General features: G+C 60.6%; 25 protein-coding genes. 16 read left to right on the top strand and 9 right to left on the bottom strand.

The window, feature by feature from the left end; translation table 11 throughout:
• Positions 1-59 precede the first annotated feature (59 nt).
• Together NR126_RS03880 and NR126_RS03875 are read left to right on the top strand one after the other, a co-directional pair.
• Positions 60-305 carry a GlsB/YeaQ/YmgE family stress response membrane protein gene (locus tag NR126_RS03880; protein WP_027616779.1) on the top strand — a complete coding sequence of 82 codons (246 nt, stop codon included), beginning with the start codon at positions 60-62 and terminating at the stop codon, positions 303-305.
• Positions 306-391: 86 nt separating this feature from the next.
• Positions 392-928: a DUF3299 domain-containing protein gene (locus NR126_RS03875; RefSeq protein WP_105753559.1), complete on the top strand. Its 537-nt coding sequence runs from the start codon at positions 392-394 to the stop codon at positions 926-928.
• Between the two features lie 16 nt (positions 929-944).
• Here the strand turns inward: NR126_RS03875 and NR126_RS03870 are convergent, their stop codons facing one another.
• Together NR126_RS03870 and NR126_RS03865 are read right to left on the bottom strand one after the other, a co-directional pair.
• On the bottom strand, positions 945-1,844 hold the full coding sequence (locus tag NR126_RS03870) for a D-hexose-6-phosphate mutarotase (RefSeq protein ID WP_256829701.1): 900 nt from the start codon (positions 1,842-1,844) through the stop codon (positions 945-947).
• Positions 1,845-1,876: 32 nt separating this feature from the next.
• Entirely contained in the window at positions 1,877-2,278 is a 402-nt protein-coding gene (locus tag NR126_RS03865; RefSeq protein ID WP_027616782.1) for an acyl-CoA thioesterase, read from the bottom strand.
• A gap of 360 nt (positions 2,279-2,638) precedes the next feature.
• On the opposite strand from NR126_RS03865, the gene NR126_RS03860 reads away from it, so the two are divergent.
• The 8 genes from NR126_RS03860 (at position 2,639) to NR126_RS03825 (ending at position 13,204) form a co-directional block, all read left to right on the top strand.
• Complete coding sequence (locus NR126_RS03860; RefSeq protein ID WP_105753560.1) at positions 2,639-3,937, top strand: MFS transporter; 1,299 nt, start codon at positions 2,639-2,641, stop codon at positions 3,935-3,937.
• A gap of 161 nt (positions 3,938-4,098) precedes the next feature.
• Positions 4,099-5,100: a phosphate ABC transporter substrate-binding protein PstS gene (locus NR126_RS03855; protein ID WP_027616784.1), complete on the top strand. Its 1,002-nt coding sequence runs from the start codon at positions 4,099-4,101 to the stop codon at positions 5,098-5,100.
• Positions 5,101-5,326: 226 nt separating this feature from the next.
• Positions 5,327-7,612, top strand: coding sequence for an ABC transporter permease subunit (locus NR126_RS03850; protein ID WP_256829699.1), 2,286 nt, complete (start codon positions 5,327-5,329; stop codon positions 7,610-7,612).
• A gap of 15 nt (positions 7,613-7,627) precedes the next feature.
• Positions 7,628-9,298, top strand: a complete 1,671-nt coding sequence (pstA, locus tag NR126_RS03845; RefSeq protein WP_105753562.1) for a phosphate ABC transporter permease PstA — start codon at positions 7,628-7,630, stop codon at positions 9,296-9,298.
• A gap of 131 nt (positions 9,299-9,429) precedes the next feature.
• Positions 9,430-10,263, top strand: a complete 834-nt coding sequence (pstB, locus tag NR126_RS03840) for a phosphate ABC transporter ATP-binding protein PstB (protein ID WP_027616787.1) — start codon at positions 9,430-9,432, stop codon at positions 10,261-10,263.
• Positions 10,264-10,375: 112 nt separating this feature from the next.
• Positions 10,376-11,137: a phosphate signaling complex protein PhoU gene (phoU, locus tag NR126_RS03835; RefSeq protein ID WP_027616788.1), complete on the top strand. Its 762-nt coding sequence runs from the start codon at positions 10,376-10,378 to the stop codon at positions 11,135-11,137.
• 146 nt (positions 11,138-11,283) lie between these two features.
• Positions 11,284-12,216 carry a response regulator gene (locus NR126_RS03830; protein ID WP_256829697.1) on the top strand — a complete coding sequence of 311 codons (933 nt, stop codon included), beginning with the start codon at positions 11,284-11,286 and terminating at the stop codon, positions 12,214-12,216.
• 94 nt (positions 12,217-12,310) lie between these two features.
• The gene (locus NR126_RS03825) at positions 12,311-13,204 is read left to right on the top strand and encodes a peptidoglycan DD-metalloendopeptidase family protein (RefSeq protein ID WP_027616790.1); all 894 of its coding nucleotides are present in this window, start codon (positions 12,311-12,313) and stop codon (positions 13,202-13,204) included.
• A 104-nt stretch (positions 13,205-13,308) separates the two neighbouring features.
• Here NR126_RS03825 and NR126_RS03820 read toward each other — a convergent pair whose 3' ends face one another.
• From NR126_RS03820 to phoB, 3 genes are all read right to left on the bottom strand, one after another.
• Positions 13,309-14,649: a hemolysin family protein gene (locus NR126_RS03820; protein ID WP_027616791.1), complete on the bottom strand. Its 1,341-nt coding sequence runs from the start codon at positions 14,647-14,649 to the stop codon at positions 13,309-13,311.
• Between the two features lie 124 nt (positions 14,650-14,773).
• Entirely contained in the window at positions 14,774-16,060 is a 1,287-nt protein-coding gene (phoR, locus tag NR126_RS03815; protein ID WP_256351162.1) for a phosphate regulon sensor histidine kinase PhoR, read from the bottom strand.
• Positions 16,061-16,142: 82 nt separating this feature from the next.
• Positions 16,143-16,832: a phosphate regulon transcriptional regulator PhoB gene (gene phoB / locus NR126_RS03810; RefSeq protein WP_027616793.1), complete on the bottom strand. Its 690-nt coding sequence runs from the start codon at positions 16,830-16,832 to the stop codon at positions 16,143-16,145.
• 151 nt (positions 16,833-16,983) lie between these two features.
• On the opposite strand from phoB, the gene NR126_RS03805 reads away from it, so the two are divergent.
• Positions 16,984-17,373 (top strand): hypothetical protein, encoded by a 390-nt coding sequence (locus NR126_RS03805; protein ID WP_027616794.1) that lies wholly within the window; start codon positions 16,984-16,986, stop codon positions 17,371-17,373.
• Positions 17,374-17,430: 57 nt separating this feature from the next.
• Here NR126_RS03805 and ubiA read toward each other — a convergent pair whose 3' ends face one another.
• Positions 17,431-18,321 (bottom strand): 4-hydroxybenzoate octaprenyltransferase, encoded by an 891-nt coding sequence (gene ubiA, locus NR126_RS03800; RefSeq protein ID WP_256829693.1) that lies wholly within the window; start codon positions 18,319-18,321, stop codon positions 17,431-17,433.
• A complete protein-coding gene (locus NR126_RS03795; protein WP_105753564.1) occupies positions 18,321-18,884 on the bottom strand; it encodes a chorismate lyase in 564 nt (187 codons plus the stop codon). Before NR126_RS03795 ends, ubiA begins: the two co-directional genes overlap by 1 nt.
• A 201-nt stretch (positions 18,885-19,085) precedes the next feature.
• Here NR126_RS03795 and NR126_RS03790 point away from each other — a divergent pair, with 201 nt between their 5' ends.
• From NR126_RS03790 to NR126_RS03770, 5 genes are all read left to right on the top strand, one after another.
• Positions 19,086-19,253, top strand: a complete 168-nt coding sequence (locus tag NR126_RS03790; RefSeq protein WP_027616797.1) for a rubredoxin — start codon at positions 19,086-19,088, stop codon at positions 19,251-19,253.
• 19 nt (positions 19,254-19,272) lie between these two features.
• Positions 19,273-20,421 carry an NAD(P)/FAD-dependent oxidoreductase gene (locus tag NR126_RS03785; protein ID WP_105753565.1) on the top strand — a complete coding sequence of 383 codons (1,149 nt, stop codon included), beginning with the start codon at positions 19,273-19,275 and terminating at the stop codon, positions 20,419-20,421.
• Between the two features lie 188 nt (positions 20,422-20,609).
• On the top strand, positions 20,610-20,885 hold the full coding sequence (locus NR126_RS03780; RefSeq protein ID WP_003213368.1) for an HU family DNA-binding protein: 276 nt from the start codon (positions 20,610-20,612) through the stop codon (positions 20,883-20,885).
• Positions 20,886-21,106: 221 nt separating this feature from the next.
• On the top strand, positions 21,107-21,493 hold the full coding sequence (locus tag NR126_RS03775; RefSeq protein ID WP_027616799.1) for a hypothetical protein: 387 nt from the start codon (positions 21,107-21,109) through the stop codon (positions 21,491-21,493).
• 160 nt (positions 21,494-21,653) lie between these two features.
• Positions 21,654-22,910 (top strand): hypothetical protein, encoded by a 1,257-nt coding sequence (locus NR126_RS03770; RefSeq protein ID WP_256829692.1) that lies wholly within the window; start codon positions 21,654-21,656, stop codon positions 22,908-22,910.
• An 81-nt stretch (positions 22,911-22,991) separates the two neighbouring features.
• Here the strand turns inward: NR126_RS03770 and NR126_RS03765 are convergent, their stop codons facing one another.
• Both NR126_RS03765 and recG read right to left on the bottom strand, forming a co-directional pair.
• Complete coding sequence (locus NR126_RS03765) at positions 22,992-24,392, bottom strand: aminoacyl-tRNA deacylase and HDOD domain-containing protein (protein WP_027616801.1); 1,401 nt, start codon at positions 24,390-24,392, stop codon at positions 22,992-22,994.
• A gap of 79 nt (positions 24,393-24,471) precedes the next feature.
• Positions 24,472-26,547, bottom strand: coding sequence for an ATP-dependent DNA helicase RecG (recG, locus tag NR126_RS03760; protein WP_027616802.1), 2,076 nt, complete (start codon positions 26,545-26,547; stop codon positions 24,472-24,474).
• Between the last annotated feature and the right edge of the window lies 1 nt (position 26,548).

Below are 26,548 nucleotides of genomic sequence, written 5' to 3'. Positions count from 1 at the left end.
GCAGGATGCCAAAGTCTGTCTAGGCTGTGGCATAGCTACTTCACTCAGAGGGAAACGCCATGGGAATTATCGGAACCATCTTCATCGGACTGATCGTGGGCCTGCTGGCTCGTTTCCTGAAACCGGGTGACGACAGCATGGGCTGGATCATGACGATTCTGCTCGGTATCGGTGGTTCGCTGGCCGCCACCTACGGCGGTCAGGCACTGGGTATCTACCAGGCGGGTCAAGGCGCCGGCTTCATCGGTGCGCTGGTGGGCGCCGTGGTCTTGCTGGTGATCTACGGTATGGTCAAAAAGAACTGATTCAAGCGACCAAGCCCTCTGCGCGATTGACGCGCAGAGGGCTAGAATGCCCGGCGTCTTATAGTCCCTTCCTGCCGAGCACCTTCATGCGCCGTCTTCTGTTAACTCTTATCTTGCTGGGCTCTGGCCTGGCTCACGCTGGCGACCTGCCGGAAACCGATTGGCTGGAACTGATGCCCAAGTCGGACCAGAAGGCGCTGGAAGCCATGCCGGAAATCGACCACAACTCTCCGGAAGCCAACGGCACCTTTACTGACAAGGGTGGCCTGAAGCAGAGCAAAGGCTTGCCGGCGGTGATGTATTCGACCAAGACCGTCGCCGCGATGAACGGCAAACACATACGCATCGGTGGTTACCCGGTGCCGCTGGAAACCGATGGCAAGGGCCGCAGCACCCTGTTCTTCCTGGTTCCATACCCGGGCGCCTGTATCCACGTGCCGCCACCTCCGCCGAACCAACTGGTGCTGGTGCGCTATCCGAAGGGTTTGAAGCTGGACGATATCTACACGCCGTTGTGGGTGACTGGGACGCTGAAGGTCGAGACGGTCAACAATGACCTGGCCGACGCCGCCTACGCGCTGGATGCGGCGCAGGTGCGGGTCGTGCAGGAGTCGGATCTGTAGCGGGGAGCCCGAAGGCTCAGAGCGGCTTGCTGGCGATGCTCACGCCCAAGGTATGGCTGGCACCCGCTGCCAGTTGGACGATGTCGTCCATCACGTTCGCGGTTTCGATGCACAGCATGCGCTGCCAACCGTCGTTGGCCATGTCGCTGAACGCTGCCGCGCGGTCGATCCAGGGGTTCCAGATGACGGCACTGCGCGAACCGGTGGCGGTCAGCTCGATGCGTCGTTCCCAGGTTGGGTCGACGATGCTCAATTTGGCAGGCGTATTGAGGTAGATCCGGTCGGTTTCGCCGGTGACGTGCAGGTCGCCTTGTTGTTTGGCGATGTTCCAATCATCCAGGGTTTCGATGTAGCTCAACCCGTCTACACCTTCAACCTGCACGTTGCGCACATCGCTGACCGCGAAATAGCTGTGCAACGCCTGGCTGATGCTGACGCTGTCGGTGCCGCGGTTGTGGCTGGTCAGGTGAATGTGCAGTTGTTCGTCGAGCCGAATGCTCAGGCGCAGATCAACCTGATGCGGCCAACCTGGCAGGCCGTTTTCCGACACCGGCAGGATGAACTCGACATTCAGGCCGCCGTCGGTGGTGCCGATCTCGCCCAACTCCCAATCCAGCGCCCGCACCAGCCCGTGAGCAGGGGCGGGTTCGTTGCTGACACGCATCGCCTGGACGCTGGCCGGGTTGCGCTGGAGATTGCCAAACCAGGGCCAGCACACCGGCACGCCGGCGCGAATGCTTTTACCGGTCTTGAACACCGCTTCATCGTTGAGCCAGATCACTGGCGGCTGCCCATCCAGTTGATAGCTGAGGATGTGCGCGCCTTGCTGGGCGACCAGCAGTTCGGCCTGGCCGTGGCGAATCCGCCAGCAGTTCAGTTGATCCAGTTTGACGGTTTCGACGACGGGCGTGCTCATGGGGCAACTCTCGATCAGCAACAGGGACGATATCAGGCGCGCGGTGGCAGCGAACGGGTGCGGCCACTGCCATCGATGGCGACGAAGACGAAAGCCGCTTCCGTGACTTTGCGCCACTCGCTGGACAGCGGATCGTCGCTCCAGACCTCGACCAGCATCTTGATCGAGGTACGACCAATTTCCTGGGCCTGGGTGTAGAACGACAACTGGGCGCCAACGGCTACCGGGACCAGGAAGGCCATGCGGTCGATCGCTACCGTGGCAACGCGGCCACCGGCGATCTTGCTGGCCATGGCGGTGCCGGCCAGATCCATCTGGGACACCAGCCAGCCGCCGAAAATATCGCCAAAGCCGTTGGTTTCGCGAGGAAGCGCAGTGATTTGCAGGGCCAGATCGCCTTGCGGGATCGGATCGTCTTGTTCGAGTTCTATCATGCCGGGGGTGCCTCTTACCCGTGACTCTCATTGGTATTTCAGGTGAATAGCCGTCTTTCGAAAAACGATTCAGCCCGAACACACTGCGTTCGTCGTGTTTTCCATAAGGCGTGCTAAAGGGAAACTCTGCGAAATCGACTGGTTGCACCAGCAGCGTCTTCGCACAGCAACCCTTGCAGCATATTGCAGGCTGCGAGTATATCGAGCGGTAGACCGCGCGACGACCGTCCGGTTCTCATTTTGCCTGTCAAATACGCGCATCCTGTGCTTTTTCAAACAATTTGTTATCGTGCCAAACCTGCCCAAGCTCCAGCCAGCGTTGTTGGGGTTGCAGATCCGACTATAAGAGAAGCCCTTGCCATGACCACAGCGCCATCGAGCATAGCGTCACCCGCGCAGCCCGCACGACCCTTGACCCGCAATGACTACAAGACTCTGTCGCTGTCCGCCCTGGGCGGTGCGCTGGAGTTCTACGACTTTATTATCTTCGTGTTCTTCGCCACGGTGGTCGGCAAGCTGTTCTTCCCGGCCGACATGCCCGAGTGGCTGCGGCTGATGCAGACCTTCGGCATCTTCGCTGCCGGCTACCTCGCGCGACCGTTGGGCGGCATCGTCATGGCGCACTTCGGCGACCTGCTGGGACGCAAGAAAATGTTCACCCTGAGCATTTTCATGATGGCCGTGCCGACGTTGATCATGGGTCTGCTGCCGACTTACGCGCAGATCGGCATGTGGGCACCGATCCTGCTGCTGCTGATGCGGGTGATCCAAGGTGCTGCCATCGGCGGTGAAGTGCCGGGCGCCTGGGTATTCGTGTCCGAGCACGTCCCGCAGCGACATATTGGCTATGCCTGCGGCACATTGACCTCCGGGCTGACCGCCGGGATTCTCCTGGGCTCGCTGGTCGCCACCGCGATCAACAGCATCTATACCCCGGAGCAGGTGTCCGACTACGCTTGGCGGATCCCGTTCCTGCTGGGTGGCGTGTTTGGCCTGTTCTCGGTCTACCTGCGCCGCTGGCTGCACGAAACCCCGGTATTCGCCGAACTGCAACAGCGCAAGGCCCTGGCCGAAGAAGTGCCGCTGCGTGCGGTGCTGCGTGACCATCGCGGGGCGATTGCGATCTCGATGCTGCTGACCTGGCTACTGTCGGCTGGGATCATCGTGGTCATCCTGATGACCCCGACCGTGCTGCAGACCGTCTACCACTTCCCGGCCACCACCGCGTTGCAGGCCAACAGCCTGGCGATCGTGTTCCTCAGCCTGGGTTGCGTGATCTCCGGTGCACTGGCTGACCGCTTTGGTGCCGGTCGGGTGTTCGTGGTCGGCAGCGCCTTGTTGCTGCTGAGCTCATGGACCTTCTATCACAGCCTGTTCAACCATCCGGACTGGCTGTTCCCGATGTATTCGCTGACCGGCCTGCTGGTCGGCACCATCGGTGCCGTGCCTTATGTCATGGTCAAGGCCTTCCCGGCGGTGGTGCGTTTCAGCGGCCTGTCGTTCTCCTACAACCTGGCGTACGCAATCTTCGGTGGCCTGACGCCAATGGTCGTGACCCTGTTGCTCAAGGAAAGCCAGATGGGCCCGGCCTACTATGTCGCGATCATTTGCGGCGTGGGCATCGTCGTCGGTGGCTACCTGTGGAAAAAGGGCCGTTGAGGCGCTGAAAACCGCAGTTCCAGCCTGTCTCTCTATGAAGGCCAGCATTCTTCGCGGATGCTGGCCTTTCATCTAATTGTCACAATCCAGTCATAGAGTGTTCATACGACCTGCCGATACTTGGCCCCGACTCAAGTCCCCCCTATTTCCTGGAGTAAGGCATGAAACTGAAGCGTTTGATGGCGGCAATGACCTTTGTCGCTGCTGGCGTCGCGACTGCCAACGCAGTGGCCGCTGTTGACCCTGCTATCCCGAGCTACACCAAGACCACTGGTGTGTCGGGCAACTTGTCCAGCGTCGGTTCCGATACCCTGGCCAACCTCATGACCCTGTGGGCTGAGAACTACAAAAAAGAATACCCGAACGTAAATATCCAGATTCAGGCCGCCGGTTCTTCCACCGCGCCACCTGCGTTGACTGAAGGCACCGCTAACCTGGGCCCGATGAGCCGCAAGATGAAGGACAACGAACTGCAGGCATTCGAAACCAAATACGGCTACAAGCCAACCGCCATTCCAGTGGCTGTCGATGCCCTGGCGGTGTTCGTGCACAAAGACAACCCGATCAAGCACCTGACCATGGAACAGGTTGACGCGGTGTTCTCGTCGACTCGTCTGTGCGGTGGCAAGGCCGACGTGAAAACCTGGGGCGATTTGGGTGTGACCGGCGACCTGGCGAACAAGCCAGTGCAATTGTTCGGCCGTAACTCGGTATCCGGCACCTATGGCTACTTCAAGGAAGAAGCCCTGTGCAAAGGCGACTTCAAGCCGAACGTCAACGAACAGCCTGGCTCGGCTTCGGTCGTGCAATCGATCAGCTCTTCGCTGAACGGCATCGGCTACTCGGGCATCGGCTACAAGACCGCCAGCGTGAAGACCGTGGCCCTGGCCAAGAAAGGCAGCACCGACTTCATCGAAGACACCGAAGAAAACGCCCTGAATGGCAAATACCCGCTGTCACGTTTCCTCTACGTTTACGTCAACAAAGCCCCGAACAAGCCTCTGGCCCCGCTGGAAGCCGAGTTCGTGAAGCTGGTTCTGTCCAAACAGGGTCAGGAAGTCGTGGTGAAAGACGGCTACATCCCGCTGCCGGCCAAGGTAGCTGCAAAAGCACTGGCTGACCTGGGTCTGTCGGAAGGCGGCGAAAACGTCGCAAAGAAGTAATAAATTGAGCCCGGGCTCGCCCCGGACTCTGTAGGAGCCAGCTTGCTGGCGAATGCATCAACGCGGATCACCTGTCGGACCGCGTTGCCCGCATCGCCAGCCAGCCCAGGCGAAAGCCCGCTCCTACCGACAAATTCCTTACCCACTGCCAGTCCCCACTGGCGGTGGCTTTGTTGCGTCACTTGATTGTCATCTTTCTGTCATACAGGATCGCTAGGGTGTGCGCATGAATGATCTGGCCAATTCCCCAATGACTACGACTTCCCCTCCCAAGCGAATTGACTTCAATACGCCTGAATTGCAACGCAAGCGTCGTCTGCGGGCGCTCAAGGACCGGCTGACCCGCTGGTACGTGCTGATCGGCGGCCTCGCCGTGCTTGGCGCGATCACCCTGATCTTCTTCTTTCTCGCCTACGTTGTTGCCCCGCTGTTTCAGGGTGCCGAGCTGACCGCCAAGGACAAGCTCACGCCGGCCTGGATGCAGGACGCCGGCAAACCGCTGATGATTGCCCTTGAAGAGCAGAACCAGGTCGCGATGCGGGTTTCCGACAAGGGCCAGGCACTGTTTTTTGACCTCGACAGTGGCGCCGAGCTGCGTCGTGTCGATCTGCCAATTCCGGCAGGCACCCGCGTAACCTCGATCAGCAAAGACCAGCCGGGCACTCCGCTGGTGATCGTCGGCCTGTCCAATGGTCAGGCCCTGGTGTTCCGCCACACCTATAAAGTCAGCTACCCGGACGGCAAGAAAACCATTTCGCCGGCCATCGAGTACCCCTACGGCGAAGCGCCGATTGCCCTGGACGAGGAGGGCGACCCGCTGGAGCACGTCAGCCTGAATGCCAGCGACTCGACGCTGATGGTCGCCGGCTCCAATGGTGCTCACCTGCATGTGCTGGCGCTGACCAAAGAAGAAAACATGATGACCGGTGAAGTCACCAGTGATCAGCAGCGCATCGACCTGCCGCAGATGACCGAGCCGGTGAAGAACATCTTCATCGACCCGCGCCAGCAGTGGCTCTACGTGATCAACGGGCGCGCCCAGGCCGACGTGTTCAGCCTGCGCGAGAAGAGCCTCAACGGTCGCTACAAACTGCTGGAAGACGGCGAAGCCCAAGTCACCGCCGCCGCCCAGCTGGTGGGCGGTATCTCGCTGATCATCGGTAACTCCAAGGGTGCCTTGTCCCAGTGGTTCATGGCCCGCGACCCGGATGGCGAGCAGCGCCTGAAGCTGATTCGCTCCTTCCAGATGGGCACCGCGCCGATCGTTGAAATCACTGCCGAAGAACGTCGCAAGGGCTTCGTTGCCCTGGATGCATCGGGCAAGTTCGGGGTATTCCACAGCACCGCGCACCGTACCTTGCTGGTGGATCAAGTGGTCGAAGGCCAGGGCCTGTTCGGCATGTCGCCGCGAGCCAACCGGGTGATTGTGGAGCAGGGCGGCGCCTTGCAACCGCTGCTGCTCGACAACCCGCATCCGGAAGTGTCCTGGAGCGCGCTGTGGAGCAAGGTCTGGTACGAAAACTACGACGAGCCTAAATACGTCTGGCAATCGACCGCGGCCAACAGCGACTTCGAACCCAAGCTGAGCCTCTCGCCACTGACCTTCGGTACCCTCAAGGCCGCGTTCTACGCCATGTTGCTGGCGGCACCGCTGGCCGTCGCCGCAGCGATCTACACCGCCTACTTCATGGCCCCGGGCATGCGCCGCAAGGTCAAGCCGGTGATCGAGCTGATGGAAGCGATGCCGACGGTGATCCTCGGTTTCTTTGCCGGCCTGTTCCTCGCACCTTACGTGGAAGGGCATCTGCCGGGCATCTTCAGCCTGCTGATGTTGCTGCCGATCGGCATCCTGGTCGCCGGTTTCACCTTCAGCCGCCTGCCTGAGTCGATTCGCCTGAAAGTGCCGGATGGCTGGGAGAGCGCGATGCTGATCCCGGTGATCCTCTTCGTCGGCTGGCTCTCGCTGTACATGAGTCCGTACCTGGAAACCTGGTTCTTCGGCGGCGATATGCGCATGTGGATCTCCCACGACCTGGGCATTACCTACGACCAGCGCAACGCCCTGGTGGTCGGCCTGGCCATGGGCTTCGCGGTGATTCCGAACATCTACTCGATCGCTGAAGACGCCGTATTCAGCGTGCCGCGCGGCCTGACCCTGGGCTCGCTGGCGCTGGGTGCCACGCCCTGGCAGACCATGACCCGCGTGGTAATTCTCACCGCCAGCCCGGGGATTTTCTCGGCGCTGATGATCGGCATGGGCCGTGCAGTCGGCGAAACCATGATCGTGTTGATGGCCACCGGCAACACCCCGGTCATGGAAATGAACCTGTTCGAAGGCCTGCGCACCCTGGCAGCCAACGTCGCGGTGGAAATGCCGGAGTCGGAAGTCGGCGGCAGCCACTACCGGGTGCTGTTCCTCTCGGCCCTGGTCCTGCTGCTGTTCACCTTCGTCATGAACACCCTCGCGGAACTGATTCGTCAGCGTCTGCGCAAGAAATACTCGTCGCTTTAATAAAGGTAGAAGTCTGTGAAACAGAACTCCCTGAATGGATGGTTCAAGAGCGGCGCCCCCGGTGTCTGGATCAGCGGTGGCGCGGTCGCCATCGCGGTCATCATGACCATTGGCCTGCTGGCGGTGATTGCCGTGCGCGGCCTGGGCCACTTTTGGCCCGCCGACCTGGTGCATGCCCAGTACGCAGTGCCGGGCCAGGGCAGCCAGGTGGTCATCGGCGAAGTGGTGCAGAAAGAGCAGGTGCCTCGTGAGCGCCTGAAAAGTGCTGGCTTGCCGGTGCCGAACGAAGGCCCGGAGTTCATGACGCGTGAGCTGATCAAGGTCGGCAACCGCGACCTGAACGGCAACGACTTCACCTGGATCGTCGGCGAGTGGCTGACTGACCAGACCACGCCGCCGGAGTTGATGGCGCTGGAGCGTCGCGAGTGGGGCAACTTCTACGGTTACCTGGTCAACGTCAAGCAGGACGGCAAGATCGTCGCCGAAGGCGAAGCTGCCTGGCCTGAGCTGCAAGCGCGGATCGAGCGGGTCAGCACGTTGTCGGCCGAACTCAAGACCCTGGAAAAGTCCGACATCGGCGCGATCAACGCCGGTCTGGAGCGTATCCGCCTGCACGGCCGCAAACTGGAACTCAACGGCAAGCTGGACGCCGCGGCCCAGGCCGACATGGAGTCCGAGCGCGCCGAGTTGAATGCCCGCTACCAGGACATCGAGAAGCGCCTCGGCGAGCTGCACGCACAGTTCAACCGCGACAGCCTGACCGCCCGCGATGGCAACGGCAAGGAAGTCGAAATCGAACTGGGCAAGGTGGTGCATGCCTTCCAGCCGAATGCCATGGGCACTTTCACCAAGGTCGGTTTCTACTTCAGCAAGGTCTGGGAATTCCTCAGCGATGACCCACGCGAAGCCAACACCGAAGGCGGGATCTTCCCGGCGATTTTCGGCACCGTGATGATGACCCTGATCATGGCGATGATCGTCACCCCGTTCGGCGTGCTGGCAGCGGTGTACCTGCGTGAATACGCCAAACAGAACACCCTGACCCGGGTGATCCGCATCGCGGTGAACAACCTGGCGGGCGTTCCAGCGATCGTCTATGGCGTGTTCGGCCTGGGCTTCTTCGTCTACGTACTGGGCGGCTCGGTTGACCGCCTGTTCTTCCCTGAAGCCTTGCCGGCGCCGACCTTCGGTACCCCGGGCCTGCTTTGGGCCTCGCTGACCCTGGCGCTGCTGGCGGTGCCGGTGGTGATTGTGGCCACCGAAGAAGGCCTGGCGCGGATTCCCCGCACGGTGCGTGAAGGCTCGTTGGCGCTGGGCGCGACCAAGGCGGAAACGCTGTGGAAGATCGTCCTGCCGATGGCCAGCCCGGCGATGATGACCGGCATGATCCTCGCGGTGGCCCGTGCCGCCGGTGAAGTGGCGCCCTTGATGCTGGTGGGTGTGGTCAAGCTCGCACCTTCGCTGCCGCTGGACGGCAACTACCCGTACCTGCACCTGGACCAGAAAATCATGCACCTGGGCTTCCATATCTATGACGTCGGCTTCCAGAGCCCGAACGTCGAAGCCGCACGACCGCTGGTGTACGCCACGGCCTTGCTGCTGGTGCTGGTGATCGCCACCTTGAACCTGTCGGCGGTGTGGATCCGTAACCACCTGCGTGAAAAATACAAAGCACTGGATAGCTGATTTCTAATGTGGGAGCGAGCCTGCTCGCGATGGCATCACCGCGGACTTACAGATAATCCGCACTGCCCGGATCGCCAGCAGGCTGGCTCCTACAAAAACCGAACCGAATTTGTTAGCACAGGGAGCCTCCCATGCAACACGAAACCCATACCCACGGCATCAACATGTCGGCCCTGGGTCGCGACAAGCAGAGCCTGAACCTCGAGCAGGAAACCGTGGCCATCGAAGTGCCGGGCCTGAGCCTGTTCTACGGCGAGAAACAAGCGCTGTTCGACGTCAGCATGAATATCCCGAAACAGCGCGTGACCGCCTTCATCGGCCCGTCCGGCTGTGGCAAGTCGACCCTGCTGCGCACTTTCAACCGGATGAACGATCTGGTGGACGGTTGCCGGGTCGAGGGCGCGATCAATCTCTACGGCAACAACATCTACCGCAAGGGCGAGGATGTCGCCGAGCTGCGTCGCCGTGTCGGCATGGTGTTCCAGAAGCCCAACCCATTCCCCAAGACCATCTATGAAAACGTGGTTTACGGCCTGCGTATCCAGGGGATCAACAAAAAACGCGTGCTCGACGAAGCGGTCGAGTGGGCACTGAAGGGCGCAGCTCTGTGGGATGAGGTCAAGGATCGCCTGCATGAGTCGGCACTGGGCCTGTCCGGTGGTCAGCAGCAGCGTCTGGTGATCGCCCGTACCATCGCCGTCGAGCCGGAAGTGCTGCTGCTCGATGAGCCATGCTCGGCACTCGACCCAATCTCGACGCTGAAAGTCGAAGAGCTGATCTACGAGCTGAAATCCAAGTTCACCATTGTCATCGTGACCCACAACATGCAGCAGGCGGCGCGAGTTTCCGACTACACGGCGTTCATGTACATGGGCAAACTGGTGGAATTCGGCGATACCGACACGCTGTTCACCAACCCGGCGAAGAAGCAGACCGAAGACTACATCACCGGGCGATATGGCTAATCGCGGCTTCACGTCGCGAGCTTCAAGCGGCAAGTAACAGCGGTTCAGCGTAACGACATCTATCAGCTTGCAGCTTGGCGCTTGCAGCTCACAGCTTTTGCGGAGCAAAACCATGATTTCGAAGGAAGGTTTAACCCACCACATTTCCGCGCAGTTCAACGCTGAGCTGGAAGAAGTACGCAGCCATTTGCTGGCGATGGGTGGGTTGGTGGAGAAGCAGGTCAATGACGCGGTCACCGCGCTGATCGAGGCGGATTCCGGCCTGGCTCAGCAAGTGCGCGAGATCGATGACCAGATCAACCAGATGGAGCGCAACATCGACGAAGAATGCCTGCGCATTCTCGCCCGGCGCCAGCCGGCTGCATCCGACCTGCGTCTGATCATCAGCATTTCCAAGTCGGTGATCGACCTGGAGCGCATCGGTGATGAAGCGACCAAGATCGCCCGCCGTGCTATCCAGTTGTGTGAAGAAGGCGAAGCCCCGCGTGGCTACGTCGAAGTGCGGCATATCGGTGACCAGGTGCGCAACATGGTCCGCGATGCGCTGGACGCGTTTGCCCGTTTCGACGCCGACCTGGCGTTGTCCGTGGCCCAGTACGACAAAATCATCGACCGCGAGTACAAGACTGCGCTGCGCGAGCTGGCCACCTACATGATGGAAGATCCGCGCTCGATCTCGCGGGTATTGAGCATCATCTGGGTCCTGCGTTCCCTGGAGCGTATCGGCGACCACGCGCGCAACATCTCCGAATTGGTCATCTATCTGGTGCGCGGCACCGATGTCCGGCACATGGGCCTCAAGCGCATGAAGGAAGAAGTTGAGGGCACCAGCGGTGAATCCGCTAATGTTCCGGGCGAAACGGACGATAAGTAAGATTGCCCAATTGAAGCGCCCGGCCTTTTGGCCGGGCGTTTTCGTTTGTGCGATTGGATTTTTGGCGCCCGCGAACGAGAAAAGTCCCGGCGTGACTGAAGTGTATTGGCGAAATGCCTGGTCGGGGCATGCACAAGGGGTGGTCGATGAGTAAGGTCAATGTGTTGGTCGTGGACGATGCAGCGTTCATTCGTGATCTGGTGAAGAAGTGCCTGCGCAACTACTTCCCGGGCATGCGCATCGAAGACGCGGTCAACGGCAAAAAGGCCCAGGCCCTGTTGGCCCGTGAAGCTTTCGACCTGGTGCTGTGCGATTGGGAAATGCCGGAGATGTCCGGGCTGGAATTGCTCACCTGGTGCCGCGAGCAACCCGCTCTGCGGAGCATGCCGTTCATCATGGTGACCAGCCGGGGCGACAAGGAGAACGTGGTCCAGGCGATCCAGGCTGGCGTCTCTGGCTACGTGAGCAAGCCGTTCACCAACGAGCAGTTACTGACCAAGGTCAAGCAGGCCCTGAACAAGATTGGCAAGCTCGACGCGTTGATGAATCAGGCGCCGACCCGCCTGGCGCCGGCATTCGCCAACGACTCGCTGAGCGCCTTGACGGCCACCAGAGCCAATGCGCCAGCCCCGGCGGCAACCGTCGCGGCCAATGCTTACCTGCAGGGCACCAGCGCCGCGGATGCGAGCAAGGGCCTGCTCAACAGCCCGCCGGTCAAACCACACGCGCCTGCAGTGGCTGGCGGCCGTGGCCATGGCCAGCTGCGCCTACCCAGCGGCAGCCAGCCCTGCGTGATCAAGGCCCTGAGCATCAAGGAGGCACTGTTGGTGATCAAGCGCACGGAGTCCCTGCCACAGGTCCTCGACAGCGCTGTGCTCGATCTGGAGCAGGGTGACAACGCGGAAACGGCGCGCCTCAACGGCTACCTGCACGCCATCGTCGCCCATGAACCCAAACCCGACAGCGAATGGTTGCAGCTGACGTTTCGTTTCGTCGATCAGGACGCGCAGAAGCTCGACTACATTTCGCGCCTGATCGCCCGTGGGACTGCGCAGAAACACTTCATTCCGGGGGCGTGACTGGCGCAGCACGCTTTGCAACAGCTGCCGACCATGCAGGACAATTTTGGCTGCTAGGCTGATTTTCATGCCTTCCGTCGACAGAGTCCTGCCCATGCTCATGCGCCTGCTGCTGTGTTGTGCTCTGTTCATGGCGTGCGCTACGGCGGGCGCCGGGACGATCTACAAATCCACCGATGCCAATGGCGTGGTCAGTTACAGCGACCGCCCCTCGAAAGGCTCAAAGGTGTTCGTCTTTCTGGACCAGATGGACGAGCATCTGGACCGTCAGGTGTATTACGTCATCCTGAAAAAAGACGGCGTGGACAGCGTCTACGTGCGCAACGACCTGTATGCACCGGTCGAGATCGAATTGAGCTTCGCTGCCGTGAAGAACGTCAGCGGGGCACCCCGCAAGCCCATCCGCCGGGTCATACCGCTGCGCACCAGCGTGCGCCTGGCGCAGCTCACCGCGACTCAAGCCTCAAAACCGCTGGCGTACATTCCCAGGCTCAAGTATTCGCTGGGCGACCCTAAAGGCAGCGCCACGGCCTATCGCTACCCGTTGCCCTGGCGTGGCGGTCCATTTCGTATCAGTCAGGGCGCCAACGGCCAATACAGCCACTTCGGGCCGAAGAGCCGCTATGCCATGGACATCGCCATGCCCGAAGGCACGCCGATCATCGCCGCCCGTGGCGGTGTCGTGGTGAAGACCGAAAACTCGCAGAGTGGGCGTGGCACTCATCCGTCAGGCAACTTCGTACGGGTGCTGCACAGCGATGGGACCATGGGCGTGTACCTGCACCTCAAGCAGGGCTCGGTGCGCGTTCGCGAGGGCCAGCGGGTGGCGGTGGGCAGCGCCTTGGCGCTGTCGGGCAACACCGGCAACAGCAGCGGCCCGCACCTGCACTTTGTGGTGCAGCGCAATACCGGGATGGGGCTGGTGTCGATTCCGTATCAATTCAACCAGCCGGTAGGCGGCCTGCCGAACTTTGCATTCGGCAAATGAACTGTGGGAGCCGGCTTGCCGGCGAAGGCGTCATTGAGGGCGCGCAAGCTTCGCTGGCAAGCCAGCTCCTACAGGTTCTGTGGTGGAAGTACGATGAGTCCCAATCAGTTGAGCATTAACACCTTGGCCAGGACGATCTTCGGACCTTTCATCTTCTTGATGATAATCCGCAAGCCTTCGACTTCCAGCACTTCTTCCTCTTCCGGCACGCGCTTGAGGCTCTCGTAGACCAGGCCGGCGAGGGTTTCGGCTTCGACGTGATCGAGGTCGATGCCCAGCAGGCGCTCGACCTTGAACAGCGGCGTGTCACCGCGCACCAGCAACTTGCCCGGCTGGTAAGCGAGGATGCCGCGCTCGGCCTTGCGGTGTTCGTCCTGGATATCGCCGACCAGCACCTCCAGCACGTCCTCCATGGTCAGGTAGCCAATGATGTTGCCATCGGCCTCTTCCACCACGGCGAAGTGCGAGCCGCCCTTGCGGAACTGCTCCAGCAACTGCGACAGCGGCATGTGCCGGGACACGCGCTCCAGTGGGCGGGTCAGCTCGGCCAGGTTGAACGACTCGGGAATGTGGTCCAGTGCCGCCAGTTCCAGCAAAAGGTCCTTGATGTGCAGCAGGCCGACAAACTCCTGGTGCTCACTGTCGTACACCGGGTAGCGGCTGAACTTATGGCGGCGGAACATCGCGAGGATTTCCTTGAGCGGCGCATTGATCTCCAGCGTTACCAGGTCTTCGCGCGAGTTGGCCCAGTCGACCACCTCCAGTTCGCCCATTTCCACGGCCGATGCGAGCACGCGCATGCCTTGGTCGCTCGGGTCCTGGCCACGGCTGGAGTGCAGGATCAGCTTCAGTTCTTCGCGGCTGTAATGGTGTTCGTGATGAGGGCCGGGCTCACCCTGGCCGGCAATCCGCAGAATCGCGTTGGCGCTGGCATTGAGCAGATAGATGGCCGGGTACATGGCCCAGTAGAACAGGTACAGCGGCACCGCCGTCCAGAGCGACAAGAGCTCCGGCTTGCGAATGGCCCAGGACTTCGGCGCCAGCTCACCCACCACAATGTGCAGGTAGGAAATGATGAAGAAGGCGGTGAAGAACGACACGCCCTTGATGACTTCCGGCGAATCGACACCTACCGCAGCCAGCAACGGTTCGAGGATATGCGCAAACGCCGGCTCACCGACCCAGCCCAGGCCGAGGGAGGCCAAGGTAATACCCAGTTGGCAGGCCGACAGGTAGGCGTCGAGCTGGCTGTGCACGGTGCGCAGGATGTGCCCGCGCCAGCCGTTCTGGTCGGCAATCGCTTCGACCCGGGTCGAACGCAATTTGACCATGGCAAATTCTGCCGCAACGAAGAAACCGTTGAGCAAAACCAGGATCAGTGCAAAAAGAATCATGCCGAAATCGGCGAAGAGTGTAGCGAGGGACAAGCCAGGGGAAGGGTCCATGATGGAGTTTTGCAGGTTCCGTGTCGGCGAATAGAAAGGCTGAATACGAGCCTGAAAGGCAGGCTCAAGTCAGCCAATGTAGCGGCTGACAGGGCAATTGCCTAGGGGTAGTGCTGCCTGGGTGCTAGTCGGTCAGGCTGCCGGCCAGCAATCGGGTAACCTGCGTCGGCACGAAATGGCAGGTGAAGGTGCTGCCATGGCCCGGCACGCTGCTGATTTCCATACGCGCACGATGGCGCAGCAGCACGTGCTTGACGATCGCCAGGCCGAGGCCGGTGCCACCGGTGTTGGAGTTGCGACTGGAGTCGACGCGGTAGAAGCGTTCGGTCAGGCGTGGCAGGTGCTTGTTGTCGATGCCGATTCCCGAGTCCTGCACGCTCAGGTGAGCGCCCTGATCATCGCCCCACCAGCGAATGCGGATATTGCCTTCGGCCGGGGTGTACTTCACCGCGTTGAACACCAGGTTGGAAAACGCGCTGCGCAATTCGGCCTCGCTGCCCTTGAGCGCAATCGTCGGGTCGGCTTCCAGGGTGATGCGCTGGTTGCGTGATCCGGACAGTGCCACGGCGTCGCTCTTGATCGACTGCAGCAGGGTGTCGATGGCCACCGGCTGGTTGTCCGAGGGGTAATCGGTGGCTTCCAGCTTGGCCAGCAACAGCAGGTCATTGAGCAGGGTTTGCATGCGCCCGCCTTGCTGCTGCATCTGTTGCAGCGCGCGGGTCCAGCGTGGATTCACCTCTTCGACGTTGTCGAGCAGGGTCTCCAGGTAGCCGCAGATCACGGTCAGCGGCGTGCGCAGTTCGTGGGAGACGTTGGCGATGAAGTCTTTGCGCATCTGCTCGAGCTGGTGGATGCGCGTTACATCGCGCACCAGCATCAGGTGTTCATTGTTGCCGTAACGGGTGATGTACAGCTGGATACGCATCCGGTCGTTGGTCGGCGAAGGGATTTCCAGCGGTTCGGCGTAGCTGTCCTGTTCGAAGTATTCCTTGAACCGTGGATGGCGCACCAGGTTGGTCACCGGCTGGCCACTGTCCTGCGGCGTCTTGAGGCCCAGCAGGGTTTCGGCGGCGCGGTTCCACCATTCCAGGTTGCCGTCGCTGTCGAGCATGACTACGGCATCTTTGAGCGCAGCAGTAGACTCCTGGACTCGGTCGATTACCGCTTGCAGGCGCCCGCGCACCCGCTGGTCACGGCGTTGCAGGTGATAGATGCTGTCGAACACTTCGCCCCACAGGCCGTAGCCATCGGGCGGTGCTTCATCGGGTTGGTGCAGGCGCAGCCACTCGTGCAGGCGCAGCAACTGCTTGAGGGTCCAACCCAGGTAGATCCCCAGGCCAGCGGCCAGGCTCCAGCCGTAATAGCCGCTGATCAGACCGATCACCAGGCAGCCGGTGACCAGTAACAGCATGTGGCGGATCAGAGTGCCATGCCAGTTTTGGTTCACGGAGAAAATGCGTCCTTGTCAGCGTCTCGGGTCGGTGGGGCTCGACTCAGGCCTTGGTGGAAAAACGATAGCCGGTGCCGCGCACGGTTTGTACCAGATTCTCATAAGCATCCCCCAGGGCCTTGCGCAGGCGACGGATGTGCACGTCGACCGTGCGCTCCTCGACATACACGTTGCCGCCCCAGACCTGATCGAGCAATTGCCCGCGGGTGTAGGCGCGTTCCTGGTGGGTCATGAAAAACTGCAGCAGGCGGTATTCAGTCGGGCCCATTTCCGCAGGTTTGCCGTCGATGGTCACGCGGTGACTGATCGGGTCCAGAAGCAGGCCGCCGACTTCGATTGGCGCTTCACCTTCGGCCGGACCCGTGCGACGCAGCACGGCTTTGAGGCGGGCCACCAGTTCCCGTGGGGAGAAGGGTTTGGTGATGTAGTCGTCAGCGCCCACTTCCAGGCCCTGAATCTTGTTGTCCTCTTCGCCCTTGGCGGTGAGCATGATGATCGGGATATCACCCGTCAGTTCATCGCGCTTGAGGCGGCGGGCCAGTTCAATGCCGGAGGTTCCGGGCAGCATCCAGTCGAGCAGGATCAGGTCGGGCTTGCGGTCGACGATAATAGCGTGCGCCTGCTGGGAGTTCTCGGCCTCCAGGCAGTCATAGCCGGCCATTTCCAGCGCCACGGCGATCATTTCGCGGATGGGCGCTTCGTCGTCGACGATCAGAATGCTCCTGCCAACCATGGGTTTAATCCTCTTGTCATTTAACTGTCTTGCGCCGCATTAGATAACGGAATTATTGCAGTCGTGTTACAGCATTTTGTGTCGCGGCGATTGTCATGATCCTGGGCTAAGCTCTAAGTCCGAATCCTGACAACCACAAAAGAAGGTTTCCATGACTCACTCTGCTCGCTCCTTGAAAGCCCTGATGTTGACCGCTGCGCTGGTCTTGCCGGGCTTGGCTTTTGCCGCCGATCCGGCGATGGCCGATAAAAACGGCATGATGACCGATCACAAGGGCATGACGCTTTACACCTTCGACAAGGACAGCGGCGGTAAATCGATGTGCAATGACGACTGCGCCAAGAACTGGCCGCCGCTGATGGCGACGCCGAGCGACAAGGCCGAAGGCAAATGGTCGACGGTCAAGCGTGACGACGGCGCTATGCAGTGGGCGTATGACGGCAAGCCGCTCTACACCTTTGTCAAAGACAAGGCCCCTGGAGACATGACCGGTGACAAAATGAAAGACGTTTGGCACGTGGTGCACATGTCGCAGAAATAACCTCGGCCCCAGCTCGCTGCCCGGAGCAACTCCGAGCAGCGGCTACCCGCCAGCCCATCAACGCCACGCGTAATCCAGCACAATCCCGACGAAAATCGCCAGTCCGGCCCAATGGTTGTGCAGGAATGCCTTGAAGCATTTCATCCGGTCGCGGTCGCGGGTGTACCAGTATTCCCAGGCGAAACACCCGGCTGCGGCCAGCAACCCGAGGTGGAACCCGCCGCCCAACTCGAACTTCGAGCCGGCCAGCAGCAGGCAGCCCAGCGCCAGGCATTGCAGGGTCAGGATGATGATGCGGTCGGCCTCGCCGAACAGGATCGCGGTGGATTTCACGCCGATCTTAAGGTCGTCGTCGCGGTCGGTCATGGCGTAGTAAGTGTCATACCCCACCGTCCACAGCAGGTTGGCGATCCACAGCAGCCAGGCGATCGCCGGCAGCTCACCGGTTTCGGCGGTGAACGCCATCGGCATGCCCCAGGAGAATGCCGCACCCAGCACTACTTGCGGGTAGTAGGTGTAGCGCTTCATGAAAGGGTAGCTGGCGGCGAGTGCCAGGCCGCCGAAGGACAGCCAGATGGTCGCCGCGTTGGTGCACAGCACCAGCAGGAAACTCAGGGCCATCAACAAGGCAAAGAACACCAGTGCTTCTTTGGAGCTGATCCTGCCGGCCGCCAGCGGCCGTTGGGCGGTGCGCTTCACATGGCCGTCGACCTTGCGGTCGGCCCAGTCGTTGATCACGCAGCCGCCGGCGCGGGTCAGCACCACGCCGAGGACGAATATCACGATATTGGCCAGGGTAGGCGAGCCTTTACCGGCGATCCACAGCGCCCACAGGGTCGGCCACAGCAGCAGGTAGATGCCGATCGGCTTGTCCATGCGCGTCAACTGCACGAAATCCCAGGCGCGTGGGTTAAGGCGGTTCAACGATTTCAGCAGGTTCTGATACATCAACTGATCTCCGCTTGCGCGCTGGCGGTGCGCCACAGGGCCGGGAGGAAAACTTCCGCCACCAGCACGCTCAGGCTGCCGCGATCGAAACGTGAACGCCGGCCCCATAGGGTGGATGCCTTCACCTGTTCTGGCAGCCACGCTTGAGGATAGTGGCAAACCTCGATGGCCCGACGCTGAAAAGCCTGGTCGCAGAACAGCAATTCACCCAGGGAACGGCTACCCAGCTCATCCATATGCAAGCCATCGCCCTGCAGTGCGCTGCGCGCCGCGACGCTGCGGGCAAACACCCAGGCTTCGCCATGCCCGCGCAGGTACACCTCGCGCACCCAGCCTTCGCTGTGCTCGGGAAGATCGAGTGCCAGGCATTCATCGGTGCGTAATGGCTGCCAGCCTTCGACCAGCGGCGTGACGCTGAAGTGCTCATCCGACAAACCGGTAAGGCGGCGAGTGAGCGAGCCTTCGTCGAATAGCCAGTCGAGGGTTTGGGCGTCGGGGAGGGGGGCCAGCAGGCTTCGTGGCAGCCAGTCCGGAGTCGGGGCGGAGGATTTTGAGTGCGGCACAGTGAGTCATTATTGGCAGCAAATGAGGTGGCGAGCTTACCATGTCGGTTGGCGGTTTTTACTGATCTAACCGGGCAGTTGCGTCGAACACGCTTGCATCTGGCGAGTGCGATCAGTACAAAACGCCCTGAGCCGGACGGCGGACCCATCGCTGGCGACTGTCCGCGCCAGAAAAAGCCTGAGAATTCGAGGAAACAAGCAATGAAGAAGTGGCAATGCGTGGTCTGTGGGCTGATCTACAACGAAGCCGACGGCTGGCCGGATGACGGCATCGCGCCAGGCACGCTGTGGCAGGACGTACCGGAAGACTGGCTGTGCCCGGACTGCGGCGTCGGCAAAATGGACTTTGAAATGATTGAAATCGCCTGAGGCATTGGAGGAGTTGGCAATGAGTGCACCTGTCGTAATCGTCGGTACCGGACTGGCTGGCTACAACCTGGCCCGGGAGTTTCGCAAACTTGATGGCGAAACCCCGCTGTTGCTGATTACCGCCGATGACGGGCGCTCCTACTCCAAACCGATGCTCTCCACCGGTTTCGGCAAGAACAAGGACGCCGACGGCCTGAGTATGGCCGAGCCCGGCGCCATGGCCGAAACGCTCAAGGCCGAAGTGCGCACCCATACTCGCATCAGCGGTATCGATCCGGGCCACAAGCGCCTGTGGATCGGTGAAGAAGCGGTGGTGTATCGCGACCTGATCCTGGCGTGTGGCGCGCAAACCGTGCGCGTGCCTATCGAGGGCGATGCACCCGAGGCGATCTTCCCGATCAATGACCTGGAAGACTACGCGCGTTTTCGCGCGGCGGTCGCCGGCAAGCGACGGGTGCTGATTCTGGGCGCGGGCTTGATCGGTTGTGAGTTTGCCAACGACCTGATCCTCGGCGGCTATGAAGTGCAACTGGTTGCGCCGTGCGAGCAAGTGATGCCGACCCTGTTGCATCCGGCCGCCGCCGCTGCGGTGCAAACCGGGCTGGAAAGCCTCGGCGCGAAATTCCATCTCGGGCCGGTGCTCAATCGTCTGCAGCGTTGCGACGATGGACTTGAGGCGCATTTGTCCGATGGTCAGGTCATCCCGTGCGATGCGGTGGTCTCTGCCATTGGCCTGCGACCGCGCACCGATCTGGCGGCAGCCGCAGGCTTGCAGGTCAATCGCGGGGTGGTGGTTGACCGCTCGCTGAAAACCTCTCATGCCAATATCTATGCCCTGGGCGACTGCGCCGAAGTCGACGGCCTCAATTTGCTCTACGTCATGCCGTTGATGAGTTGTGCCCGGGCCTTGGCGCAAACCCTGGCCGGCAACCCTACCGCCGTCAGCTATGGCGCTATGCCGATCACCGTGAAAACCCCGGTCTGCCCATTGGTGGTATCCCCGCCACCACGAGGTACTGAAGGCGTTTGGAGCGTGGAAGGACAGGGTGCGGACATCAAGGCGCTGTGCCATGACCGCAGCGGCAAATTGCTTGGTTATGCCCTCACGGGCGCAGCCGTCATGGACAAATTGGCTCTAAACAAGGAGCTTCCGGCGCTTCTGGCTTAAATACTGGTCGTTCTGTCGGAATCACCCCGCTTTTGTCCCTACAAAGGTCGCGCCGAGACTGGCGCAGCCCTTAACCGCGTGCCATCCTCACACCCGTCTGCCGCAGAGTAGAGCCTGCGGCGCCTTGGGCGCTGTTCCGGAAGAACAGCACGGACATAACAACAAAAAACCGTCAAAGAGGCTTCACTATGCGTAAACCAGAACTCGCCGCCGCCATCGCCGAAAAAGCTGATCTCACCAAAGAGCAGGCCAATCGTGTCCTCAACGCCGTCCTCGAAGAGATCACCGGCGCTCTGCACCGCAAAGACAGCGTCACCCTGGTCGGCTTCGGCACTTTCCTGCAGCGCCATCGCGGTGCCCGCACCGGTAAAAACCCGCAAACCGGTGAGCCAGTGAAAATCAAGGCCAGCAACACCGTTGCCTTCAAGCCAGGCAAGTCGCTCAAAGACAGCGTCAATCCTTAACACCTGGCGCCGCCGCTCGGTGGCTCAGCAGGCAAGAAAAATGGGCACGCCAACCGGGTTGGGTGCCCATTTTTCTTGCCTGGACGAAGTGTGAAATCGTGACTTGGCAGTCATCGTCAGGAATAAACGGTTCAACTTCCGGGAACGTTGCTAAACAGTGGAGTTCTTGATCGAAGTCGTTACACTGCCCCAGCGTTCATTTTTTCCTCTGGGGCTCGAGCATGAAATTTCGTTTTCTTCTGTGGGTGATGGGTTTGCTGATGGGCAAGGCCAGTCGCACCAATCCGGCGTTCCAGCAGCAATTGGGTGACAAGGACCTGGTGTTCCAGTTGCAGACACTGGACGGCAAGGTGGCACGGCATTTCCGGGTCAAGGATCAGCGCATCACCAGCCAATCGGGGCTCTATGCGGAGCCGGCGTTTGCCATTGCGTTCAAGGACGCCGGCTACGCCTTCGAGACGATGCAGGCGAAGAACAAGCAACTGGCGTTCATGACCGGGATCCAGGACAAGTCGATCCAGATCAAGGGCAACCCGGCGCTGGTGATGTGGTTCCAGGGCCTGACCAAGTATCTGAAGCCGAAGAAAAAGCCGGCTGTTGGTCGCTGATAGAGCATTGGAAAGTTTTTGTGCTTAATCGAGTCAAGTTGTGATTAAAAAGCACTAAAGGCCTGTCATTTCTGACAGGTTACGGACGTCTTTTTACGTGCTCCACTGTACGGGGTGTAGGGGGTTGTGCACCCTTTGTTTAACATCATGGAGTGCGGACATGAACAGTTTGAACGAAGCAGCGGCGGGCACCCTTGACCCGTCTTTTGGCGATAATGGTGTGGTGGATTTAGTCTCTGACGGAGACAGAAGTGTTCGTCACTCCATTCTTGCCCTGTCTAACGGAAAGTTGATTTATGCCAACGGTGATCATGCGGATTGGCAAAATACTTTGAAATTGAGGCGTGTGAATGCCAACGGTTTCTTCGACTCTTCATTCGGCGAAAACGGAACGGTAACGCTGCATATTGGATGGAACACTGCGCCTCGATTTGGATTGTTTTCATATCGGGCAGATAAATTTTTGATAAAGGGTACACACCTGAGTGAGGATGGTCAGCGCGATATGGTATTCGCTCGGCTAGATTTCGATGGTCGAATTGATACTACTTTTGGCACCGATGGGTTCGTGAGGATTGAACCCTATGATCTGATTTACCCAAGAACGGCAAAGTCAAAAAATAAACACACAGGCAAATTTCTAACCCCTGCAGTTAACTACATTGGCGGTTCTGTGTGCGTGCAACCAGATGGCAAGACTCTAGTGGCGCATAGCGGCGTTCGGGATGCCGAGGACCGGAATAGTGGATTGGTTTTTCGCCTTATGCCGGATGGCTCGGTTGATAAGACATTTAACGGGACGGGTGTATTACTTATCGAGCTTAATGGCGAAAACGCAGAGAGCAATGAAGCCATTAGTATTGCGCTGCAAAAGGATGGAGCATTTTTGGTGTGCGGTGCCTTCGCTGTTGGAACAACCGTAAGTAGCTATGTCATTCGTTACAAAGAAAGTGGCGAACTGGACAGCAGTTTCAATAACGGGCGGCCAGTCATCATTGCTGATCCTGGTTTTGGAGCGACCGCGGCTGCGACCCTCTCAGTCAGGGAGAGTGACGGAGAAGTTGTTGTGGTAGGAGCCGCCTATGAGAAGTGGAATGCAACGCCATCTTCCGAAACGCCATGGATTGCAGTTCTAAGTACTGGAGGATCCTTCAGTCCTTCGTTTAATAATGGCACTCCACTTTTCGCGCGAGTATTGCCCGCTAAGAGCTGGTGGCGAAATTGTGCATGGCAGGAAGATGCAATTCTTGTGTCCGGATCAGTAGTGGCACGCTATCTCTTGAGCGGCTCACTGGATACATCGTTCAACGAGAAGGGTTGGAACGCCCACAGAAACAGCTATGAAGACATGGTGGTCACAAACGAAAGGAAGCTTGTCCTGATAGGGCAGAGTAGTTTGTTACGCTACCTGACTTGAGTAGTAGGACGAAGCTTAGAAGGCAAGCCACGCTCGCTCAGGGCGCAAGTGGTTTCATCGCGGGCAAGCCCGCGATGCTTTTCAGTTGTGAGTGAACTGCGAGGCGAGTTCGCGCAACAGCACTTCGGCCTCCAGCACCTTGCTGGCCGCTTCTTCGGCTTTGTCGCGGGTCAGGCCCAGGCGTTCGAGCAGGGCGTCGGGGATGCTGGTGTCCGGGCCGGAACCGACGCCTCGGCTGCGCAGCAGGCGCACGGCCAGGCACACAAGGTTGGCGTACTCGGCGAATTCGCCGTCGTAGCTCGGGTCGTGCTGGAAGCGCAGGGCAGTGGCCAGCTCGTCAGGCATGTCCCAGTGGCGCATCAGCCAGGCGCCGATCTGTTCCCGGCTGATCCCCAGTAAATGCTGCTCGACGTAGGTGTGGCACAGGTGCGGGTTGACCTCCTGGTGACGGCAGATCAGCGAGAAGTGCGGCGGGAAGACATGGGCCAACAGCAGGTAGCCAAAGTTGTGCAGCAGGCCCGCCAGGTAGGTCAGGCCGGCTTCCGGGCGCTGGGCGCGCGGCATGGCCCGGGTCAGGCCCTCAATGACGGCAGCGGTGTAGATCGACTGCTGCCAGTACGGCGTGGCCTGTTGTGGGTGATCCTTGGGCAGGCTCAGGGTTTTGCCCAGGGCCAGACCCAGCGCCAGGTTGATCACCAGGTCAAACCCCAGGACGCGGACAATCGCGTCTTCCACCGAACGGATCTTGCCGGGCGACGCGTAGTACGGCGATGCCGCCCAACTCACCACCTGGGCGGCGAGCGCCGGGTCGGTTTCGACGACGCCGGTAATGTCATCGATGGTGGCGTTGGGGTCGACCCGCAGCTTGATGATTTTCTGCGCGGAGCCGGCCAGGGGTGGAATCTCGATGGTCGCTTCCAGGCGTTGCTGGATGCGGCGCGCGGTGAAGGCCTGGACGGCCTGGGTAATTTCCTCGCGGTCATCTCCCGGACGGTCGAGGTTCGGACGGATGCGGCTCAGCGGCTCGCCAAAATGTGCGGCGCTGGCCTGGGTGAGCATGCTTTTGAAGTCTTCGCCGCGAATTTCCAGGAGCATGCCCGGCTCGCCGGAGTTGATCAGCAGCAGCGGCTGGTCGAGCAAGCTTTGTTCATATAGGCACGGAGAGCTGGTGAGTGCCGGCAAGCCGGGCAGCAGGCTCAGGTTGTGCTTGCCGAGCATGCGCTCCAGGCGCTCCTGCGGCACCGCAGTGAGGCGGCGACCGGTGAGTTCGGCCAAGCGATTGAGGTCCAGCAACTGGCTTTGCGGGAACAGCACCATGAGCGCACCGATGGCGTCGTCGAGCAGCACCGCCTGGACCTTGCGCTCGGCATTCAGGCCGGGGTGTTCAAGCACTTCGGTGTAGCTGATGCCCAAGCTGTCGAGCAACTGTCGGATAACAGACGGAGTGTGCGGGGCTTCGTTAGCGTAAGCAGCTTCGGTCATGGCCTGTATCCGATTCCTACAATTTCGAGAGTATAACCAGCTTGCTGGTGTCTTTGGTTCGTTGGCGCCGTGACGCTCATCACACTTGGCCGTATTGCTGGCCGTGGCGTAACCAGCGATCCAGCAGCGGGCTGACGTGGTGCGGCCAGCGCTCCAGCAAGGCCTGGGCTGCATCACGCACCGCCGGCAACAGGTCTGCGTCGCGCATCAGGTCGGCGACCTTGAATTGCAGGAGACCGGTTTGCCGGGTGCCGAGCATTTCGCCGGGACCGCGCAATTCGAGGTCTTTTTCGGCGATCACGAAGCCATCGTTGGTTTCGCGCATGATGCCCAACCGCTGACGGCCGATCTGCGATAGCGGCGGGTGATAAAGCAGTACGCAATGACTGGCCGCGCTGCCCCGGCCGACCCGACCGCGCAATTGGTGCAACTGCGCCAGGCCCAGGCGTTCGGGGTTCTCGATGATCATCAAACTGGCGTTGGGCACGTCGACACCGACTTCGATCACGGTGGTCGCCACCAGCAATTGCAGGGCGCCGGCCTTGAACTCGGCCATCACCGCGGCTTTTTCCGCAGGTTTCATGCGGCCATGGATCAGCCCGACTTTCAGTTCGCCGAGCGCTGCGGTGAGATCCTCGAAGGTGGTCTCGGCCGCCTGACAGGTGAGCTCCTCGGATTCTTCGATCAGCGTGCACACCCAATACGCCTGTCGCCCTTCGGCGCAGGCACCGCGCACCCGCTCGATCACTTCGACCCGACGGGTGTCGGTGATCAGCACGGTGTTGACCGGGGTTCGTCCAGGCGGCAACTCGTCGAGAATCGAAGTATCGAGGTCGGCGTAGGCACTCATGGCCAGGGTCCGCGGGATTGGTGTGGCGGTCATGATCAACTGGTGCGGACACATGCGTCCGCCCACGCCTTTCTGGCGCAGTGCGAGACGTTGCTGCACGCCAAAACGGTGCTGTTCGTCGATGATCACCAGCGCCAGGTTCTTGAACTGCACTTCGTCCTGGAACAGCGCGTGAGTGCCGACCACCATTGGCGCACCGCCGGCGATCTGTTCGAGTGCAGCCGCTCGATTCTTGCCCTTGAGCTTGCCGGCCAGCCAGGCGACTTCCAGGCCCAATGGTTCGAGCCAGCGCTTGAAAGTGATGAAGTGTTGTTCGGCAAGGATCTCGGTGGGCGCCATCAGGGCCACTTGATAGCCGGCCTCCAGCGCCTGTAGCGCGGCGAGGGCGGCGACCACGGTCTTGCCAGCGCCGACATCGCCCTGAACCAGCCGCAGCATGGGCTCTTGCTGGCTCATGTCGTAGGCGATTTCATTGCCGACGCGCTGCTGGGCGCCAGTTGGCGCAAAGCCCAGGTTGGCCAGGTACTGTTTCGGCAGCCGAGTCGCCTTGGGCATCGCCGGCGCCCGCAAAGAGCGCATGCTTTCGCGCAAGCGTTGTTGTGACAACTGGTGGGTCAGCAGCTCCTCGAACGCCAGACGATGCTGGGCCCAGTGATGGCCGAGAGCGAGTTCGTCGACATCGGCATCGGCAGGCGGGTGATGCAGGTAGCGAATGGCATCGGCCAGAGGCGCCAGTTGATAGTCCCGTGCCAACTCGTCGGGCAGCCAGTCGGGCAGGCTGCTGGGGCGGAGCAGGGTCAGGGTCTGCTGGCACAGTTGGCGCAAGCGTTGTTGGGTCAGGCCTTCGGTCAGCGGGTAGACCGGGGTTAGGGTTTCATCCACCGGCGGCGGTTCGTCGCCCGTGATGGCGCGATACTCCGGATGATAGATCTCCAGTCCCGAAGCGCCGGGCCTGGCCTCGCCATAGCAGCGCACGCGAGTGCCGCGCTTGAGGCCTTCCTTCTGCGCATTGCTGAAATGGTAGAAGCGCAGGCTCAAGCCGCCGGTGCCGTCCTGCAAGCGCACAACAAGACTGCGTCGGCGGCCCATGACGACGTCGGCACCACTGACGGTACCTTCTATCACCGCGTCCTGGCCGGGCCGCAGGTGGCCGATAGGCACTACTCGGGTCCGGTCCTGATAGCGCAGGGGCAGGTGGAACAACACGTCCTGAAGGTTTTCCAGGCCAACCTTGGCCAGCTTTTCGGCCATGGCTTCGCCGACACCCTTGAGTGCCGTGACCGATACCTGGGACAGCTCAGTCATG

Origin of the sequence: Pseudomonas sp. Pse1 (assembly GCF_024519635.1) — a bacterium.
GTDB lineage: Bacteria > Pseudomonadota > Gammaproteobacteria > Pseudomonadales > Pseudomonadaceae > Aquipseudomonas.
Note: the sequence above shows the minus strand (reverse complement) of the source record. Positions and strands in the feature narration are given on the sequence as shown.